Source organism: Bradyrhizobium sp. 191, assembly GCF_023100985.1.
In the GTDB taxonomy this organism is placed as follows: Bacteria; Pseudomonadota; Alphaproteobacteria; order Rhizobiales; family Xanthobacteraceae; genus Bradyrhizobium; species Bradyrhizobium diversitatis.
Window position 1 is genome coordinate 6,757,232 of the sequence record NZ_CP064692.1, and the last position, 17,201, is coordinate 6,774,432.

Consider the following 17,201-nt stretch of genomic DNA (forward strand, 5'->3'; position numbering starts at 1 on the left):
CTAAGGCATCGGCCTGAATTCGGAGGAAGCACATGACGACGCCCACGGCAGTGGCGCTGGAAGATGCCAAGGTCGCGTTCCGCCTCGGGGACGGGCGGGTCTATACGGCGGTCGAGAAAGCCCATCTCACGGTCGCCCAGGGCGAGTTCGTCGCCATCGTCGGCCCGACCGGCTGTGGGAAATCGACGCTGCTCAACGTTGCGGCCGGGCTGCTCAAGCCCGCCGCCGGCAGCGTCCGGATTTTCGACCGGCCGCTGGCGGGGCTGAACCGGGATGCCGGCTACCTGTTCCAGGCCGACGCGCTATTCCCGTGGAAGACCGCGCTCGACAATGTCGCGATCGGGCTCGAGATCAAGGGCACGCCGCGCACTGATGCGCTGCCGCGGGCGCAGAAATGGCTGACCTCCGTCGGCCTCGGCGCCTTTGCGAGCCGTTATCCGCACATGCTCTCCGGCGGCCAGCGCAAGCGCGTGGCGCTGGCGCAGGTGCTGATCCGCGATCCAAAAATCCTGCTCATGGATGAGCCGTTCGGGCCACTCGATGCACAGACCCGCCAGGTCATGGGCAACCTGCTGCTCGACTTGTGGAACGCCGACCGCAAGGCCGTGCTGTTCGTCACCCACGATCTGGAAGAGGCGATCGCGCTCGCCGACCGCGTCGTGATCATGTCGGCCGGGCCGTCCTCGCGCATCATCGGCGACTGGCAGGTGAGCCTGCCGCGCCCGCGCGACATCTTCGAGGTGCGGCTGGACAAGGAATTCCATGCGCTGCATCGCGAGATCTGGAGCGTGCTCAAGGACGAGGTGATGAAGGGCTACGCGCAATCGACGCACGCGGCGGAGGCGATCTGATGTCGCGTCCGACGCTGCTTGCGCTGCAAATCCTGGTCGCGGTCGTCTGCACCGTGCTGTGGCAAGTGCTGTCGACCGTTCCCGTCTTCGGCAAGATCCTGCTGCCGCCGTTCTTCTTCTCCAACCCGTTCGACGTGTTCAGCCAGATCGTGAAATGGTTCTCGTCCGGCGTGATCTGGAAGCATCTCGGCATCACGCTGGCGGAATCGATCCTCGCCTTCGTGATCGGATCGCTCGGCGGCGTGCTGGTCGGCTTCTGGTTCGCGCGCCAGCCGCTGGTCGCCGCCGTGTTCGATCCCTACGTGAAGATGGTCAACGCACTGCCGCGCGTCGTGCTGGCGCCGATCTTCGCGCTGTGGCTCGGCCTCGGCATCTGGTCCAAGGTCGCGCTCGGCGTCACCTTGGTGTTCTTCATCGTGTTCTTCAACGTCTATCAGGGCGTGAAAGAGGTCAGCCGCACCGTGCTCGACAACGGCCGCATGCTCGGCATGAGCGAGCGGCAGTTGATGCAGCACGTCTATTGGCCGTCGGCGCTGTCCTGGATGTTCTCCTCCCTGCACACCTCGGTCGGCTTCGCGGTGGTCGGCGCGGTCGTCGGCGAATATCTGGGATCGGCGGCGGGGCTCGGCTATCTCATTCAGCAGGCCGAGGGCGTGTTCGACGTTGCCGGTGTGTTCGCCGGCATGTTCGTGCTCTCGGCCTTCGTGATCCTGATCGACTTCGGCGTCACGCTGGTGGAGCGGCGGCTGCTGGTGTGGCGGCCGACCGCGTCGGATGGGCGTGGTTAAGCCGCCTCGTTGCGCGCTGACATTTATGTGATCGGCAGGCCGGAATAGAACGCGCGGCCGCGCGTCAAACCCCCATGCGACCACCAGCATGGGAGTTCTTGATGTACCCGTCACAGTTTCGCTGCGCCGTAGCGGCGCTCTCAGCCAGATGTCGATGGCCCAGGTCCGGCTTCGGCTTCGGCGCGGCGTTCCTCGCCGCGCACATTCTCGTCGCGTTCGCGGTGCCTCCGCTCGCGTTCGCGCATGAGTCCCATCCCGGCAACCCGCCGGCTGCGCTGAGCACGGAAGAACGGGCCTTTCTGGAAGAAAATGAAGCCGCCATGACCAAGATGATGAACGACATGGCGGTCAAGCCGACCGGCGATGTCGATCGCGACTTCGTCGCGATGATGAATCCGCATCATCAGGGCGCGATCGACATGGCGGTCATCGAATTGCGCTATGGCAAGAACGAGCAGCTGCGGCGCATCGCCCAGGAAATCATTGTCGATCAGATGCAAGAGATCGCGGCCATGAAGCTCGCCATAGGCGAGCCGGCCACGGACACCGCACCTGCTCCGACGCAACCGGCATCCGCTCCGGTGGCCAACGTTCGTCATCATTCGGGCATGCGGATGGATATGCCCGCCGGAATGAAGAAGTAGGAGCGACTTACATGAGCACATCGAAATGCAGGGTTGTGAGAAGCATTTTCCTGGCCGCCACGATGCTTGCAGGCGGATCCGCCGCATGGGCGGGGCAGGCACCGGGCGCGCTATCCGCCCCCGATATTCCGATCAGCCATCACGACCGCGTTTACGCCGCAGAACAATTCTCGAATACGGTTTCGGTCACCGACCCCGTCGACAACAAGCTGCTTGGTGTGATCCGGCTGGGTGACCCGCAACCCGGCAATTTCAGCCCGCTCTACAAGGGCCAGGTCCTCGTGCACGGCATGGGCTTCTCGCCGGATCACAAGACGCTCGCCGTGGTTTCGATCGGTTCGAACTCCGTGAGTTTCATCGATACCGCGACCAACGCGGTCAAGCACGTGACTTACGTCGGGAGGTCGCCACACGAGGCGTTCTACACGCCGGACGGCAAGGAGGTGTGGGTCACCGTCCGCGGCGAAAACTATATCTCCGTCATCGACCCGACCAGCTTCAAGGAGAAAACCCGCATCACGACCCCGAACGGGCCCGGCATGCAGATTTTCTCACCCGACGGCAAGTATGGCTACATCTGCTCGTCCTTCAATCCCGAGACTGACGTGGTCGCTGTTGCCGAGCATAAGATCATAGCGAGGGTGAAGCAGGAGAGCCCATTCTGCCCGAACATCGCGGCGACGCCGGATGGGAACCAAGTATGGTTCACGCTGAAAGACGTGGGCCGGACCCAGGTGTTCAACGCGAGGCCGCCGTTCAATGCGATCAAGACCATCGAAACCGGCCCGATCACAAATCACGTCAACTTCGCGCATACGACCAAGGGCACGTATGCCTATGTCACTGTCGGTGGCCTGAACGAAGTGAAGGTATTCCGCACCGACGACTTCTCGCAGGTCGCGACGATCCCGGTTGGTAGTCTTCCGCACGGTGTGTGGCCGTCCGGCGACGGGACCCGCATCTATGTCGGGCTGGAGAATGCCGACGCGCTTGCGGCTATCGATACGGTAACCAACAAGGTCATCGCAAACGTTCCGATCGGCCAGGCGCCGCAGGCGATCGCCTATGTCCCGAACGCCGCGCCTGACCCGGATGACCGCCAAAACTTGCAGGCTCTCGGCGTTGCCGGCCAGGTTGCCCATCTCGCGCTTGTATCGAAAGGTGGTGCGGGGGGCGGCCAGGCGCCGACCAGTGTGTCGTTGTTCGATCAGGGCTTGATACAGGTCCTGCAGGCTTCGGTGACGGGACTTCAGCCCAGGCAGAAATATGTGCTGGCGCTGGCGGACCATGGCGATGGAAGCGGGCCGCTGCAGCCATTGGCAGCGTTCATGACCAATCCGGCCGGATCAGCCATCGTCAACGCGGTCGGTCCGATCCGGCAGATCGTCGACCAGTCTGCCGCGGCTGCCAGGCGATATCTGGTGATTGCGTCCGGCGACGCGGCCATGCCGGGCGACGTCATTCAACTCGAGGCGCGATGACGTTCAGCGGGCATCAACCGAGATGGGGCGGAGCGCGTCATGAAGGATATGCTGGTTCAGGTCGAGCCGCTGATCCCCGCGCTCCGCCGCTATGCGCGTGCGCTCATGCGCGATCACGCGGTAGCTGACGATCTGGTCCAGGACTGCCTGGAGCGCGCCGTCAGCCGCTGGCAGCAGCGGCGCGATGGCAGCGTCCGCGCCTGGCTCTTCACCATCCTTCACAATCTGGCGATCACGCAATTCCGCCAGGCCACAGCGCGGGGAAGGCATATGCCGATCGACGATGCGGGTGAGCAGGAGCTTGTCAGCGCGGCAGCGCAGGAACAAAGCCTGATCTACCGGGACGTCCTGAGCAAGCTTGCGCGACTGCCGGAAGAGCAACGAGCGGTCTTGCTGCTGGTCGCAGTCGAGGATCTCTCCTACGCGGATGCTGCGAAAGTTCTCGGCGTTCCCTTGGGCACCGTGATGTCGCGCCTGTCGCGCGCACGGGAGCGGTTGCAGCAGGAGATGGATGCGGTGGGGCCGAGGAACGTCGTCGCATTGCGGAGCTTGAAATGAACCAGCGGCCGATCACGGAAGATGATCTCCACGCCTATGTGGACCAGGCCCTCGAGCCCGAGCGTCGCGCCGAGGTCGCATCCTATCTGGACGAGCATCCGGATGTCGCCAGCCGCGTTGCGGGCTTCGCCAACCAGCGCGAGCAGCTGCGTGGCGCGCTCGCGTCGATCGCCGACGAGCCATTGCCCGCGGAATTGAACCTGTCGCACATCATCGAGAGCCGGAAGCGCCGTCCCCTGCGGGCGTGGCGGGCAATCGCTGCGATGTTGCTTCTAGGTATCGGAGGCCTCGGCGGATGGACCATGCGCAGCGTACTGCAGGATAGCTCGAACGGACTATCCGCGTTGGCCCAGGAAGCAGCCTATACCTATGGCGTTTACGCACCGGATCGCGTGCGCCCGGTCGAGATACGGGCGTCCGACAGCGCAGAGCTCACGCAATGGATATCCAACCGGCTGAAACAGCCGGTCAAGGTACCGGACCTCTCCGTCTCGGGCTATCGGCTGATGGGCGGGCGTCTGGTCGCGACCTCGCACGGTCCGGCCGCGATGTTCATGTACGACGACGATCGCGGCGATCGCCTCGTGGTACTGACGCGTCCGATGAGCAGCCGCAATCAGGATGCGCCGATGATGCCGCAGTCGTCCGGCGACGTCGCGGGTTTTGCCTGGATAGACGACGGCCTTGGCTATACCCTCGTCGGCCAGCTTCCGACAGACACCCTCAAGCCGATCGCGAACGAGATCCGGAAGCAGGCGCGTCCGATCTAGCGGCGAAATTCACGAAACGGGCCCGCGCATCGGCGCGAGCCCGATCGCGAGGGCTCAAGGCCGATGGCCAGCCCACCCAGGCAGCGCTTCTCAAGCCCGTCCCGCTGCTCTATGGTGCCGCCGGCCGAACGGAGGACACCAATGAAGAACACGATTGCCAGGCTCGCCGGCGCGCTGCTCGCGCTGACGCTCACCACCTCGCTTGCCGCGGCGCAAAGGAAGGTGACCATCGCGGTCGGCGGTGGCTCCTGCCTGTGCTATCTGCCGACGGTGCTGGCCAGGCAACTCGGCGAATACGAGAAGGCCGGCGTCAGTGTCGAACTCGTCGACCTCAAGGGCGGCTCGGACGCGCTCAAAGCCGTGCTCGGCGGCAGCGCCGACGTGGTCTCCGGCTATTTCGACCATTGCGTCAATCTCGCGGCCAAGAAGCAGGAGCTGCAATCCTTCGTGGTCTATGACCGCTATCCCGGCCTCGTCCTGGTGGTCGCGCCCTCGCGGACCAACGACATCAAGTCGATCAAGGACCTCGCCGGCAAGAAGGTCGGCGTCAGTGCGCCCGGCTCCTCCACCGACTTCTTTCTGAAATACATGCTCAAGAAGAACGGGCTCGATCCAGCCGGCACCGCCGTGATCGGCGTCGGCCTCGGTGCCACCGCGGTCGCCGCCATGCAGCAGGGCCAGATCGACGCGGCCGTGATGCTCGATCCTTCGGTGACCGTGCTTCAGGGCAGCCACAAGGATCTGCGCATCCTTTCGGACACCCGTACCCAGAAGGACACGCTCGAGACGTTCGGCGGCGAATATCCGGGCGGCGCGCTGTACTCGACTGCGGCCTGGATCAACGGCCATGAGAAGGAGACGCAGGCGCTCACCAATGCGATCCTCGCGACGCTGGCCTGGATCCACTCGCACAGCCCTGAGGAGATCATGGCGAAGATGCCGGAGGAGACGGTCGGCAAGAACAAGGACCTCTATCTCGCCGCGCTGAAGAACACGATCCCGATGTTCTCCGAGACCGGCAAGATGGATCCGAAGGGCGCGGATGCCGTGCTCGCGGTGTTCAGCGTCGGCTCGCCCGAGGTCGCGAACGCCAAGATCGACGTCAGCAAGACTTTCACCAACAAATTCGTCGAGCAGGCCAAGAAGACCACGGGCAATGCCAAATAGCCGACGCGAAGGCCTGGTAATCGCCCGGTCATGACGTCACCGGTCATACATCGCGTCACGACGCTCGATCTTGCGGTGCGGTCGATCGTCTGGCCGTTCGCCGAGGAACGGCGCGCCGAGATCGCGGCGCATTTCGCCGAGAAGCAGCGCGAGCGGCCGAAGATCTGGAACGGCCGCGTCCTGCTCGGGTGCGACGCCGCGTTCAACGGCGGTCACCTGACGGCGACCTATTTCGAGACGGATTTCGCAAGCTTCCTCGCCTGGCGCGACTGGGGCTTTCCCGACAAGGCCGTGTTTAACGGCTTTGGCATGGGCGCGTTGCGCGCCTCCGACGGCGCCTTCATCATGGGCGAGATGGCGCCCCACACCGCCAACGCAGGCCGCATTTATTTCCCCTCGGGAACGCCTGATCTCGACGATGTCAGGGACGGCGCGCTCGACATTCCCGGCAGTGTCGTCCGCGAACTCGGCGAGGAGACCGGCCTGACCGCGGCCGACTATCGGATCGAGCCGGGCTGGCATTGCGTGGTCACAGGCCCCACGATCGCGATGTTGCAGGTCATCAACCTGGACATGCCGGGCGATATGGCTCGCGCCCGGATCGAAGCCAACCTTGCGCGCGAAACCGAGCCGGAGCTGTCGGCCATTCACCTCGTGCGCGGGACCAGCGATCTCAGACCGTCCATGCCGCGATTTGTCACGGCCTTCGTCGAGCAGCAGTTCGCAGCGCGCTGATGCGCGAGGCTTGACATCGCCGCGCGCAGCCCATGTGATGGGCCGAAGAATTGCACCAAGAATGCAATGCACAATCGTCCAGGGAGGTTTTGATGCGCCTGCGCATGGCTGCCCGTTTGGTACGTGGGTTGTTGGTCGCCGTATCGGCGACGGGCTTGGCGGCGTCCGCCGAGGCCCAAGACAAGGCTCAGGAGAAGAAGCTCAAGATCGGTGTCATCTATGATCTGACCGGCCCGCTCGCCGGCGGCGGCTCGGAGCTGCAATATACCGGCGCAAGGATCATGCTGGATCAGTACAGCGCGAAGGATGTCGAGGGCTACAAGATCGAGGCGATCTATGCCGATGCCCAGAGCAAGCCGGACGTCGCCATCAATGAAGCGATACGTTTGATCGAGCAGGAAAAGGTCGACATGCTGCTCGGCTTCTTTTCCTCGGCGCAGTGCGTGCCGGTGGCAGCGCGCGTCGAGCAGCTGAAGAAGTTCATGTGGATCACGACCTGCATTTCGTCCGCGGTGCTGGAGAACAAGAACTACAAGTACGTGTTTCGGCCGCAGGCCTCCGGCGATCAGTTCGGTATGATGACGATGGACTTCATCGCGCAGAACACGAAAGAAAAGTTGGGCAAGGATCCGAAGGACCTGCGGGTCGCCATCATCCATGAGGACGGCGCCTACGGCGTCGACGTTGCCAAAGGTAATGAAGCCGGTGCCAAGAAGGCCGGTTTCAACATCGTGCTCAGGGAAGGCTATTCGGCCACGGCCCCGGATTTGTCTGCGCTGGTCACCAAGCTGAAGCGGGCCAAGCCGGATGTGATCTTCCACACCGGCTACAATCCCGACATCACCCTGTTGCTCCGGCAAGCCCGCGAACAAGGGCTGAAGTTCGGTGCGCTGGTGGGACATGGCGCCGGCTACGGGGTCTATGAGAAGCTGAAGGAAGGCCTGGGCGCCGATGTCAACTACGTCTTCAACACCGATCCGATCTCGATCTGGCTCGCCAACCAGAAGAGCATGGATCCGAAGCTGCCGCCGATCATCAAGGCGGTTGGCGAGGAGTTCGACAAGCGCAAGCCGGGCATCGCCATCCGTTCAGCCCATGTCGGCATGGCTGCGTCCAACACCTACCTGTTCCTGACCGACGTGCTGCCGCGAGCGATCAAGAAATATGGCAGCATAGATCCCGACGCCCTGCGCAAGGCAGCACTCGACACCGACATACCCGAAGGCGGCACCATGCTCGGCTTCGGCGTCAAATTCCACGGCGAGGGCTCGCCAATGGCCGGCCAGAACGAGCGCTCGTTCCCCGTCGTGATCCAGTACGTCGATGACAAGTCCTACGTGGTGTGGCCCAAGAGTCAGGCGCAGCGCGAGGCCGTGCTGCCGCTGCCGAAAGGCACCACCTACAGCAACCAGTAGCGGCGGAGAACGGCGGTGCTGGAAGTGAACGGGCTGGTGAAGCGGTTTGGCGGCTTCACCGCCGTGAACAACGTGTCGTTCAAGGTCGACGAGGGCGAGATCCTCGGCCTGATCGGCCCCAACGGTTCGGGCAAGAGCACGATCTTCAACATGCTCTCCGGCACGCTGGCGCCGACATCAGGCTCGATACTTTTCGCCGGCCACGAGATCGCGGGCCTCGCGCCGCACCGGATCATCAACAGCGGCATCGGCCGCACCTTCCAGATTCCGCGCCCCTTCCGCCGCCTGACCATTTTCGAGAATGTCGCGCTCGCTGGCTTCTACGGCCAGGGCCGCCACAGCCGCGCCAGGGCGGAAGAGGCGGCCGAGCGCTCGCTCGCCATGGTCGGCCTGCCCACCGATCGCCATGCCAGCGTCGATGGCCTCGGAGCTGCCGGCCTGAAGAAGCTCGAACTTGCGAAAGCGCTCGCCACCGCGCCGAAGCTGCTGCTCGCCGACGAGAGCCTCGGCGGCCTCGACGAGGCCGAGATGGATCAGGCCGCCGACATGCTGCGCAACATCCGCGACGAGCTCGGGATCACCATCATCTGGGTCGAGCACATCATGGGCGTGCTGATGCGGGTCGTCGATCGCGTCATGGTGCTGGATCACGGCGAGAAGATCTCGGAAGGCCTGCCGAGTGCGGTCGCCGGCGATCCGCGCGTGATCGAGGTCTATCTCGGCACCGATGCCGAGACCACGCAGGCCGCGGCCGCCGAAGCGCGCCGCCGCGCGGGAGGGTAGCCGATGCTGGAGCTTCGCGGCGTCAATGCCGGCTACGGCACCTTCCAGGCCCTGTTCGACGTCGGCCTCGATGTGAAGGCCGGCGAAGCCGTCGGCGTCATCGGCCCGAACGGCGCCGGCAAGACCACCCTGATGCGCGTCATCTCCGGCCTGATCAGGCCCTCGCGCGGCTCGATCAGAATGGAAGGCGTCGACCTCGTGGCGACGCCCTCGCACAAGATCGTCAGCCTCGGCATTGCGCATGTGCCGGAGAACCGGCGGCTGTTTCCGCAGCTCACGGTGGACGACAATCTCAAGATGGGCGCCTTCATGAAGGAGGCGCGCGGGCGCTATATCGAGCGGCTCGAAGTCGTGTTCGAGCTGTTTCCGCGCCTGAAGGAGCGCCGCCACCAGATGGCGGGCACCATGTCCGGCGGCGAGCAGCAGATGTGCGCGATCGGCCGCGCGATGATGTCCAATCCGAAGCTGCTGCTGCTCGACGAGCCCTCGGCGGGGCTTGCGCCGGTCGTGGTGCAGCAGGTGTTCGAGCTGGTGAAACGGATTCGCGCCAGCGGGCTGACCGTGCTGATCGTCGAGCAGAACGTGCAGCAGGTGCTGAAGGTGGTCGACCGGGCCTATCTGATCGAGGCGGGCACGATCAGGGCGTCCGGCACCTCGGCCGAGATGCTGGCGAGCGACACGGTCAAGGAAGCATATCTCGGGGTGTGACGGGCATGCAGGCGTTCCTGGACATTTTCGACATCTACCTGCTGGAGGCCGTGATCAACGGCATCCTGCTCGGCGGCGTGCTGGCGCTGCTCGCGCTCGGTCTCAATCTGATCTTCGGCGTCATCGACGTCACGTGGATCTGTTATGCAGAGCTCGTGATGATCGGCATGTACGGCATGTACTTCATGGTGCAGTACTACGGGCTCAGCTATTTCGTCGCCGCGCCGCTCACCATCCTGCTGGTCGCGGTGCTTGGCGCGGCGCTGCACTACCTCGTGATCGCGCCGCTGCTGACTGCGCCGCCGATCAACCAGCTGCTCGCGACCGGCGGCGTGCTGTTTGTGCTGCAGAGCTTTGCCACCGTCGCCTTCGGCATCGACTTCCGCAATCTCGGCATCCGCCTGCCGGTGCTTGCCTTCGGCGACATGAACTTCAGCTACGCACGGCTGCTATCGTTCCTGGCGGCGCTGATTGGCATGGTCGCCGTCTATCTGTTCATGACGCGAACCTTCACCGGCACTGCGATCCGCGCCATCTCGCAGGACCGGCAGATCATGGCCTTGATGGGCGTCGATACCAGGCGGATCTATCTGATCACCTCGGCGCTGGGCGGCGCGCTCGCCGGCCTCGCCGCCTGCCTCCTGGTGCTGCAATACGACGTGCATCCCTTCGTCGGCCTCTCCTTCGGGCCGATCACCTTCCTGATCTGCGTGCTCGGGGGCCTCGGCAATTTCATCGGCGGCTTCATCGCCGCCTTCGTGTTCGCCGAGATCATCTCGCTCGGCGGCCTGTTCTCCGATCTCGAATGGGGCTATGTGCTCGCCTTCGCCTTCTTCATCGTCATGATGTTCATCCGGCCCGCGGGCCTGCTTGCGAGGCGCCGATGATGGGGCAGGGGCGGCTTGCAGCCTGGGGAATAGGCCTGGCGGCGCTGGTCGCGCTGCCCTTCGTCTATCGCGATCCCTATCATCTGCACATTCTGGTGCTGATCCTGATCTGGTCGTTCGCCTACACCTCCTGGTCGATGATGGGGCGATTCGGCCTGGTCTCGCTCGGCCACGGCGGCTTCATGGGGATCGGCGCCTATGTCACGGCGCTGCTCTGGAATCATCTCGGCCTGTCGCCCTGGATCGGCATCCCCATCAGCATGGTGGCGGCCGGCGCGCTGGCGCTGATCGTCGGTTATCCCTGCTTCCGCTTCCGCATCACGGGGCACTATTTCGTGCTGGTGACGCTGGCGCTGTCAGGCATCGTGCTCCAGGTGATCACGGCGACGCGCGACTATACCGGCGGCTCGCTCGGCCTTACCCCAGACCGCGCGTCCGGCAACAAGCTGCTGGCGCTGCAGTTCGACGACAAGACGACCTGGTACCTGATTGCGCTCGCGGTCTGGCTGTTCGGCATCGTGGTCTGGCACTGGGTCGATCGCAGCATGGCTCGCTATGCGCTGGACGCGATCTCGGAGGACGAGGATGCCGCTGCCGCCGCCGGCGTCGATGTCACGGCGGAGAAGCTGAAGATCACGCTGCTCAGCGCGCTGATGACGGCGCTCGCCGGCGCGATCTACTGCCAGTACCAGATGTTCATCACGCCTGACACGGTCAGCGGCATCGCGGTGTCGCTCCAGATGGTGTTCGCGGCCATCGTCGGCGGCCTGTTCGTCTCGCTCGGCCCGACCGTCGGCGCCATCATCACCATTCTGCTGGCCGAGACCTTGCGCATCGGCTTCGGTACCAAGGCGGTCGGCTGGGACAACCTCGTCTACGGCGTGCTGCTCGTCCTTTTCATCATATTCCTTCCCAAGGGCATCCTTGGTAGCTTGCTCGACCGATTGAAGCCGCAACGCAAGGTGCCCCGCGCTCATGAACAAGAAGCCGTCCAAATCGCTCGCCCGGGAGCTTGACCGCTACATCTCGCCATTCCGCCACGATGGTTCGGGCAAGTTTCACCTCAAGGACCACAAGACCGACGAAAGGGGCGATCTCGACAAGGAGAAGGCGCAGGCGGTCCTCGATTCGAACAAGAAGCGGCTGATCGAGTTTCAGGAGAAGCTTTACGCGCAGGACCGCTGGTCGCTCCTGATCGTGTTCCAGGCGATGGACGCAGGCGGCAAGGATTCTGCGATCAAGGCAATCTTCGAGGGCATCAATCCGCAGGGCTGCGAGGTTCATGCCTTCAAGGCACCGAGCAGCAAGGAGCTCGACCATGACTTCCTCTGGCGCCATATGATCGCGCTGCCCGAGCGCGGGCGTATCGGTATTTTCAACCGCTCCCACTACGAGGAATGCCTGGTGACGCGCGTGCATCCGGAGATTCTCGCCAAGGAGAAGCTGCCGCCAAAGCTCGTGACCAAGAACATCTGGAAGGAGCGATTCGAGGACATCTCGGCGTTCGAGCGCTATCTCTGCCGCAACGGCACCGTGGTGCTGAAGTTCTTCCTCAACGTGTCCAAGGATGAGCAGCGCGAGCGCTTCCTCGCGCGGCTGGACGATCCGGCCAAGCAGTGGAAGTTCTCCATGGACGACATCAGGGAGCGCGCGCTGTGGCCGCGCTACCAGGCGGTCTACCAGGACATCGTTCGCCACACGGCGACGTCCCATGCGCCCTGGTACGTCGTGCCCGCCGACCACAAATGGTTCGCCCGCGTCGTGATCGGCTCGGTGATCAATGCCGAGCTGGAAAAGCTCGACCTGCGCTTCCCCCGGGCCGACAAGGCCTCGCTGGAGGAGTTCAAGCAGGTGCGCAAGGCGCTGGAGAAAGAAGGGACGGGAGGCAAGAAGCAAGCAAAGTGACAGCCAGCGGGACCACGAACTGCAAGGACGTCAACTTCGCGCTCCAGGGCGGCGGCGCGCACGGCGCTTTCGTGTGGGGCGTGCTCGACCAGGTGCTCGAGGACGGCAGGCTCGCGATCGAGGCGATCAGTGCGACCAGTGCCGGCGCGATGAATGCGGTGGCGATGGCCTCCGGCATGGCGCATGGAGGCGCTGAGGCCGCGCGGGAGAGCCTGCACGCATTCTGGTACGAAGTGTCGCGCATGGACATGGCGTACGATCTGATGTCGCCGCTGAACCAGTGGATCCAGGCCCTGAAGCTGCCGCCGGAATATCATCCGGTCCACGCATTCATCCATACGCTGACACACACGCTGCCGCCGAACCTGCTCAATCCCTTTCATTTCAATCCGCTCCGAGCGCTGCTGCAGCGCGTGGTCGATTTCGACCGGCTCAATTCCTCGCCCGAGGCGCCGCAGCTGTTTCTCAACGCCACCAACGTCCGCACCGGCAAGATCAAGGTGTTCCAGAGCCCGCTGCTGACGGCGGAAACCGTGCTCGCCTCGGCCTGCCTGCCGCCCTATTTCCAGGCCGTCGAGATCGACGGCGAGCATTACTGGGATGGCGGCTATCTCGGCAATCCCGCGATCTATCCGCTGATCTACCGCAAGGGAAGCCACGACGTCATCATCGTGCAGGTCACGGCGATCCGGCGCGACGAGCTGCCGGCCAGTGCCGCCGACGTCCTCCACCGCATCAACGAGATCAGCTTCAATTCGTCCTTGATGCGCGAGATGCGCGCGATCGCTTTCGCCACCCGGCTGATCGACGATGGCGAGCTCGACAGCAACAAGCACAGCCGCATGTACATGCATTGGATCGGCAACGACGCGTTGATGTCGCAGCTCGGCACGGCCACGCAATTCCATCCCGAATGGAGCCTGTTGTGCCGCCTGCGCGACGAGGGCCGCGCGGCGGCGCGAAGCTGGTTGGCGCAAAACTTCGACCAGATCGGAAAGGCATCGACCGTCGACTTGGCGGGCATGTTTCTCTAAAACGCGAAAACAACCCCATGCACAGTAGCCGGGGAGAGCGAAATCAATGAATTGCCCATTGCGTAATGCATTTGCGGTTTTTTCGAAGCTCGTTTGACTCGTCGGGCAAAACAGGGGCATAATGTCACCATGCCTCGCCGCCCCCCTGAGGTCCGCATCTCCGTGCGCAAGCGCTCCGCGATTGGACAAGAGCGCAGCCGTTCAGGGAACCCGCGCGTCAAATGTGATCGTCATATTCTTTGGTCCTGCTTGACAGTTTTGTGTCGCAGGAGGACCATGCCAAGGGTCGCAAACAAGCGACACGCAACGTCCACCTCATGAGCAAGGGGAGGTCTATGACGCCACCTCCGCAAATCCAGCCGCGTTAATTGCGATGGAGCTCGTTCGGACTATCGCATAGCGGCAAAACCGCGAACGGCACGCCGGGACAAGGTTTAGCGGGCTGCATCAGTGAGGCAAAGCCCCTACCTTCCCGGCGCTGAATTTTTGCAGCACATCGATTGCGTCTGACGGCCGTGACGAGGCCGTTGCGATGAGCATCCATGACATTCTGCTGTCCGCCGTCCTCCTCCTCGCCGTCATTCCGCAATGAGGGGAGAGGTGTTTGCGCGCACGGGGCCTGAAGGCGTTTCGCTGACGCCAGGGCCCCTGATCTTGCATTGCGGCAAATGCCAAGAGAATGTCGCCTCAAAGGCCAACTTCCGACACAGGGCCGGGGCGAATAGCGGCAATCCGACATGATGCATGTGCTTCGTCGGTGACGGTCCCGACGCCGCTGGCGCATTCATATTTCCAGGGAATCCTCGTGTCGCATAAGCTGGCCGCGGCGCTCCTCGCCGCTCTCTTCCTCACGATTCCATATTCCTCCGGCGCCCGTGCCGAGCCGTCTCCGTCGCCGGCAAACAGCGCTGCCGCACTATCGCCCGACGAGGCGAAGCGCGCGCTGGAAACCCTTCAGGACGACAAGAAGCGCGCGCAGATGATCGACACGCTCCGCGCGATCGCCAACGCGTCCGGTCCGCAGCAACCCGCGCCCGAGCCAAAATCGCCGATCCCGCTCTCGGCCGACGGCCTCGGTGCGCAGCTCCTGCTCACGGTGTCGGAGGAGATCGGCGAGATCTCGGGTGAGATCGCCGGCATGGCGCGGACGCTCACGCACTTCCCGGCGTTCTATTACTGGATCATGCGGACCGCGAACGATCCCGCGGCCTACAATCTCCTGATCGAGATCGCCTGGAAACTGGCGCTGGTGTTCGGTTCTGCCTTCTGCGCGGAATGGGTGATCTTCCGCCTGATCCGGCGTCCGGCCGCGTTCCTGGAAGCACGCGCGCCGCAAACAGCACGTCTGCCAGGGCAGGCCCTGCCGATCGCCGATCCGCCGTCATCGGTCGCGGATGTCACCCCGCAGCCGGAATTGCACAAGCGCCGTCACAGCCTCGCGCGGATCTGGCAACTGTTGCTGCGGTTGCCTTTCGTGCTGGGTCGCATCGTGCTCGAACTGCTTCCCGTGATCGTCTTCGTGGGCGTTGCTACGGCGCTGCTCGGGACCGAGATCGGCGAGCCCACCACCGTCCGCCTCGTGATCCTCGCAGTCGTCAACGCCTATGCGTTCTCGCGCGGGCTCATCTGCATGGTCCGGGCACTGGTGGGGCCATTCGGCCTGTTCCCGGTGCGCGCCGAGACCGCCGCCTATATCGAGATCTGGGCGCGCCGCATCGTCGGTGTCGGCGTCTCCGGCATCGCCTTCGCCAATGTGGCGCTGCTGCTCGGCCTGCACCGCGCCGGCTACGCCGCGCTGCTGCGCATGGTGATGCTGGTCGTGCACCTCTTCATCGTCGTCATCATCCTGCAATGCCGCCGCCAGGTCGCCGACGCCATCCGCGCGCCGGCCGAGCGGCAGGGGATTGCGGCCCGTTTGCGCAACCGCATCGCCGGGGGCTGGCACTATCCTGCCATCGCGCTCGATCTCGCGTTGTGGGCGGTTTGGGCGCTCAACATCCGCAACGGCTATTCGCTGCTGCTGCAATATTTCGTCGGCACGGCCGTAGTGGCGCTGGTCACGCGCGTCGTCATCATGGTGACGCTGAGCCTGATCGACCGCGGCTTCCGCATCAAGCCTGAGATCCTCCAGCGCTTTCCGGGCCTCGAGATCCGCGCCAACCGCTATCTGCCGCTGCTGCGCAGGATCGTGTCCGGCGTGATCACCTTCATCGGCTTCGTCGCCGTGCTCGAAGTCTGGGGCGTCGACGCCATCGTCTGGTTCTATGGCGGCCAGATCGGCAGCAGGCTGATCTCCGCCGTGGTGACGATCGGCCTTGCCGTGTTCATCGCAGCCGCGATCTGGGAAGCCAGCAACGCGCTGCTGGACCGCCAGATCAATGCGCTGTCCCGGGACGGCCATTATGCCCGCGCCGCGCGTCTGCGTACCTTCCAGCCGATGCTGCGCACGGCGCTGCTCTGCCTGATCGCCACGGTCGTCGGCCTCACGGCGCTCAGCGAGATCGGCGTCAATGTCGCGCCGCTGCTCGCGGGTGCCGGCATCGTCGGCATCGCGATCGGCTTCGGCTCGCAAAAGCTGGTGCAGGATCTCATCACCGGCCTGTTCCTGCTGCTGGAAAACACGGTCCAGGTCGGTGACAATGTCAGCGTCTCGGGGCTCTCGGGCGTGGTCGAGAACGTCTCGATCCGAACCATCCGCCTGCGCGCCGGCGACGGCGCCGTCCACATCGTGCCCTTCAGCGCGGTCACGACCATCACCAATGCCAGCCGCGGCGCCGGCAACGCCTCGGTCAGCGTCAACGTCGCCTACAAGGAGGACACCGACCGTGCCGGCCAGATCCTCAAGGACATCGTCGACGAGATGCGCCGCGAACCGGAATTCCGTGCGTTGATCCGCGGCGACCTCGAGCTCTGGGGCGTCGACAAGGTCGACGGTGCGATGGTGTCGATCGTCGGCCAGATCCGCTGCACCGAGGCCGGGCGCTGGCCGGTCCAGCGCGAATTCAACCGGCGCATGAAGCTGCGCTTCCAGCAGAACGGTATCGAGGTCGCATCCGCTACCCAGACCATTTTGATGCACATCGCGCCACCGGCGGATAGCGCCGCCAGTCTGACGCCGCGGCGGGCGGCTGGATAAGCAGCCCCCCAGATTTCCGGCTTGCCCTCTCTTGATGCGGCAGCGCGAACATGGCCGCTTTCATGAGGCCGAGACGGTGAAATGGTAGCCTCTCATTGAGACGGCCGACATCAAGCCGGAATAGCCCCGTCAACCCTTTTCTCGCACGCAACTGCCAGGCGTTCGCGAGAATCTCGCTGCGGTGCGAGATCATAGTCCATTCTCGAGTCCTCTCCGTCCTTGATCTGGATGGAGCGCTGGCCGACAATGCCCGCGGTTCAAATAGAAGCTCCTTGGGGGAATTCGTGAATAGACCTGCCCGGGTCGTTGCCCAATCGACGTCGTCCAATTCGCAGCAAG

Annotated in this window: 16 protein-coding genes; all 16 read left to right on the top strand. The window is 64.0% G+C overall.

Annotation, left to right across the window (positions count from 1 at the left end; genetic code table 11):
• Window positions 1-32 precede the first annotated feature (32 nt).
• Entirely contained in the window at window positions 33-851 is an 819-nt protein-coding gene (locus IVB23_RS31675) for an ABC transporter ATP-binding protein (RefSeq protein ID WP_247801183.1), read from the top strand.
• Window positions 851-1,639, top strand: a complete 789-nt coding sequence (locus tag IVB23_RS31680; RefSeq protein WP_247801184.1) for an ABC transporter permease — start codon at window positions 851-853, stop codon at window positions 1,637-1,639. The genes IVB23_RS31675 and IVB23_RS31680 overlap by 1 nt, the downstream gene beginning before the upstream one ends.
• Window positions 1,640-1,740: 101 nt before the next feature.
• Window positions 1,741-2,283 carry a DUF305 domain-containing protein gene (locus IVB23_RS31685; protein ID WP_247801185.1) on the top strand — a complete coding sequence of 181 codons (543 nt, stop codon included), beginning with the start codon at window positions 1,741-1,743 and terminating at the stop codon, window positions 2,281-2,283.
• Between the two features lie 11 nt (window positions 2,284-2,294).
• Window positions 2,295-3,764 carry a YncE family protein gene (locus IVB23_RS31690; RefSeq protein ID WP_247801186.1) on the top strand — a complete coding sequence of 490 codons (1,470 nt, stop codon included), beginning with the start codon at window positions 2,295-2,297 and terminating at the stop codon, window positions 3,762-3,764.
• A gap of 39 nt (window positions 3,765-3,803) precedes the next feature.
• Complete coding sequence (locus IVB23_RS31695) at window positions 3,804-4,322, top strand: sigma-70 family RNA polymerase sigma factor (RefSeq protein ID WP_247801187.1); 519 nt, start codon at window positions 3,804-3,806, stop codon at window positions 4,320-4,322.
• A complete protein-coding gene (locus IVB23_RS31700; protein WP_061879296.1) occupies window positions 4,319-5,092 on the top strand; it encodes an anti-sigma factor in 774 nt (257 codons plus the stop codon). The genes IVB23_RS31695 and IVB23_RS31700 overlap by 4 nt, the downstream gene beginning before the upstream one ends.
• 141 nt (window positions 5,093-5,233) lie before the next feature.
• Window positions 5,234-6,259: an ABC transporter substrate-binding protein gene (locus IVB23_RS31705; RefSeq protein WP_247801188.1), complete on the top strand. Its 1,026-nt coding sequence runs from the start codon at window positions 5,234-5,236 to the stop codon at window positions 6,257-6,259.
• 30 nt (window positions 6,260-6,289) lie between these two features.
• A complete protein-coding gene (locus IVB23_RS31710) occupies window positions 6,290-6,994 on the top strand; it encodes an NUDIX hydrolase (RefSeq protein WP_247801189.1) in 705 nt (234 codons plus the stop codon).
• Window positions 6,995-7,086: 92 nt separating this feature from the next.
• Window positions 7,087-8,409 (top strand): ABC transporter substrate-binding protein, encoded by a 1,323-nt coding sequence (locus tag IVB23_RS31715; protein ID WP_247801190.1) that lies wholly within the window; start codon window positions 7,087-7,089, stop codon window positions 8,407-8,409.
• A 15-nt stretch (window positions 8,410-8,424) separates the two neighbouring features.
• Window positions 8,425-9,192, top strand: coding sequence for an ABC transporter ATP-binding protein (locus IVB23_RS31720; RefSeq protein ID WP_061879292.1), 768 nt, complete (start codon window positions 8,425-8,427; stop codon window positions 9,190-9,192).
• A 3-nt stretch (window positions 9,193-9,195) separates the two neighbouring features.
• A complete protein-coding gene (locus tag IVB23_RS31725) occupies window positions 9,196-9,900 on the top strand; it encodes an ABC transporter ATP-binding protein (RefSeq protein WP_061879291.1) in 705 nt (234 codons plus the stop codon).
• A 5-nt stretch (window positions 9,901-9,905) separates the two neighbouring features.
• Window positions 9,906-10,787 (top strand): branched-chain amino acid ABC transporter permease, encoded by an 882-nt coding sequence (locus tag IVB23_RS31730; RefSeq protein ID WP_197967844.1) that lies wholly within the window; start codon window positions 9,906-9,908, stop codon window positions 10,785-10,787.
• Complete coding sequence (locus tag IVB23_RS31735; protein ID WP_247801191.1) at window positions 10,784-11,803, top strand: branched-chain amino acid ABC transporter permease; 1,020 nt, start codon at window positions 10,784-10,786, stop codon at window positions 11,801-11,803. Before IVB23_RS31730 ends, IVB23_RS31735 begins: the two co-directional genes overlap by 4 nt.
• Window positions 11,763-12,692 carry a polyphosphate kinase 2 family protein gene (locus IVB23_RS31740; protein ID WP_247801192.1) on the top strand — a complete coding sequence of 310 codons (930 nt, stop codon included), beginning with the start codon at window positions 11,763-11,765 and terminating at the stop codon, window positions 12,690-12,692. The genes IVB23_RS31735 and IVB23_RS31740 overlap by 41 nt, the downstream gene beginning before the upstream one ends.
• Window positions 12,689-13,726 carry a patatin-like phospholipase family protein gene (locus tag IVB23_RS31745; RefSeq protein WP_061879287.1) on the top strand — a complete coding sequence of 346 codons (1,038 nt, stop codon included), beginning with the start codon at window positions 12,689-12,691 and terminating at the stop codon, window positions 13,724-13,726. The genes IVB23_RS31740 and IVB23_RS31745 overlap by 4 nt, the downstream gene beginning before the upstream one ends.
• A gap of 805 nt (window positions 13,727-14,531) precedes the next feature.
• A complete protein-coding gene (locus tag IVB23_RS31750) occupies window positions 14,532-16,862 on the top strand; it encodes a mechanosensitive ion channel domain-containing protein (RefSeq protein WP_197967840.1) in 2,331 nt (776 codons plus the stop codon).
• The last annotated feature ends 339 nt before the right edge of the window (window positions 16,863-17,201 follow it).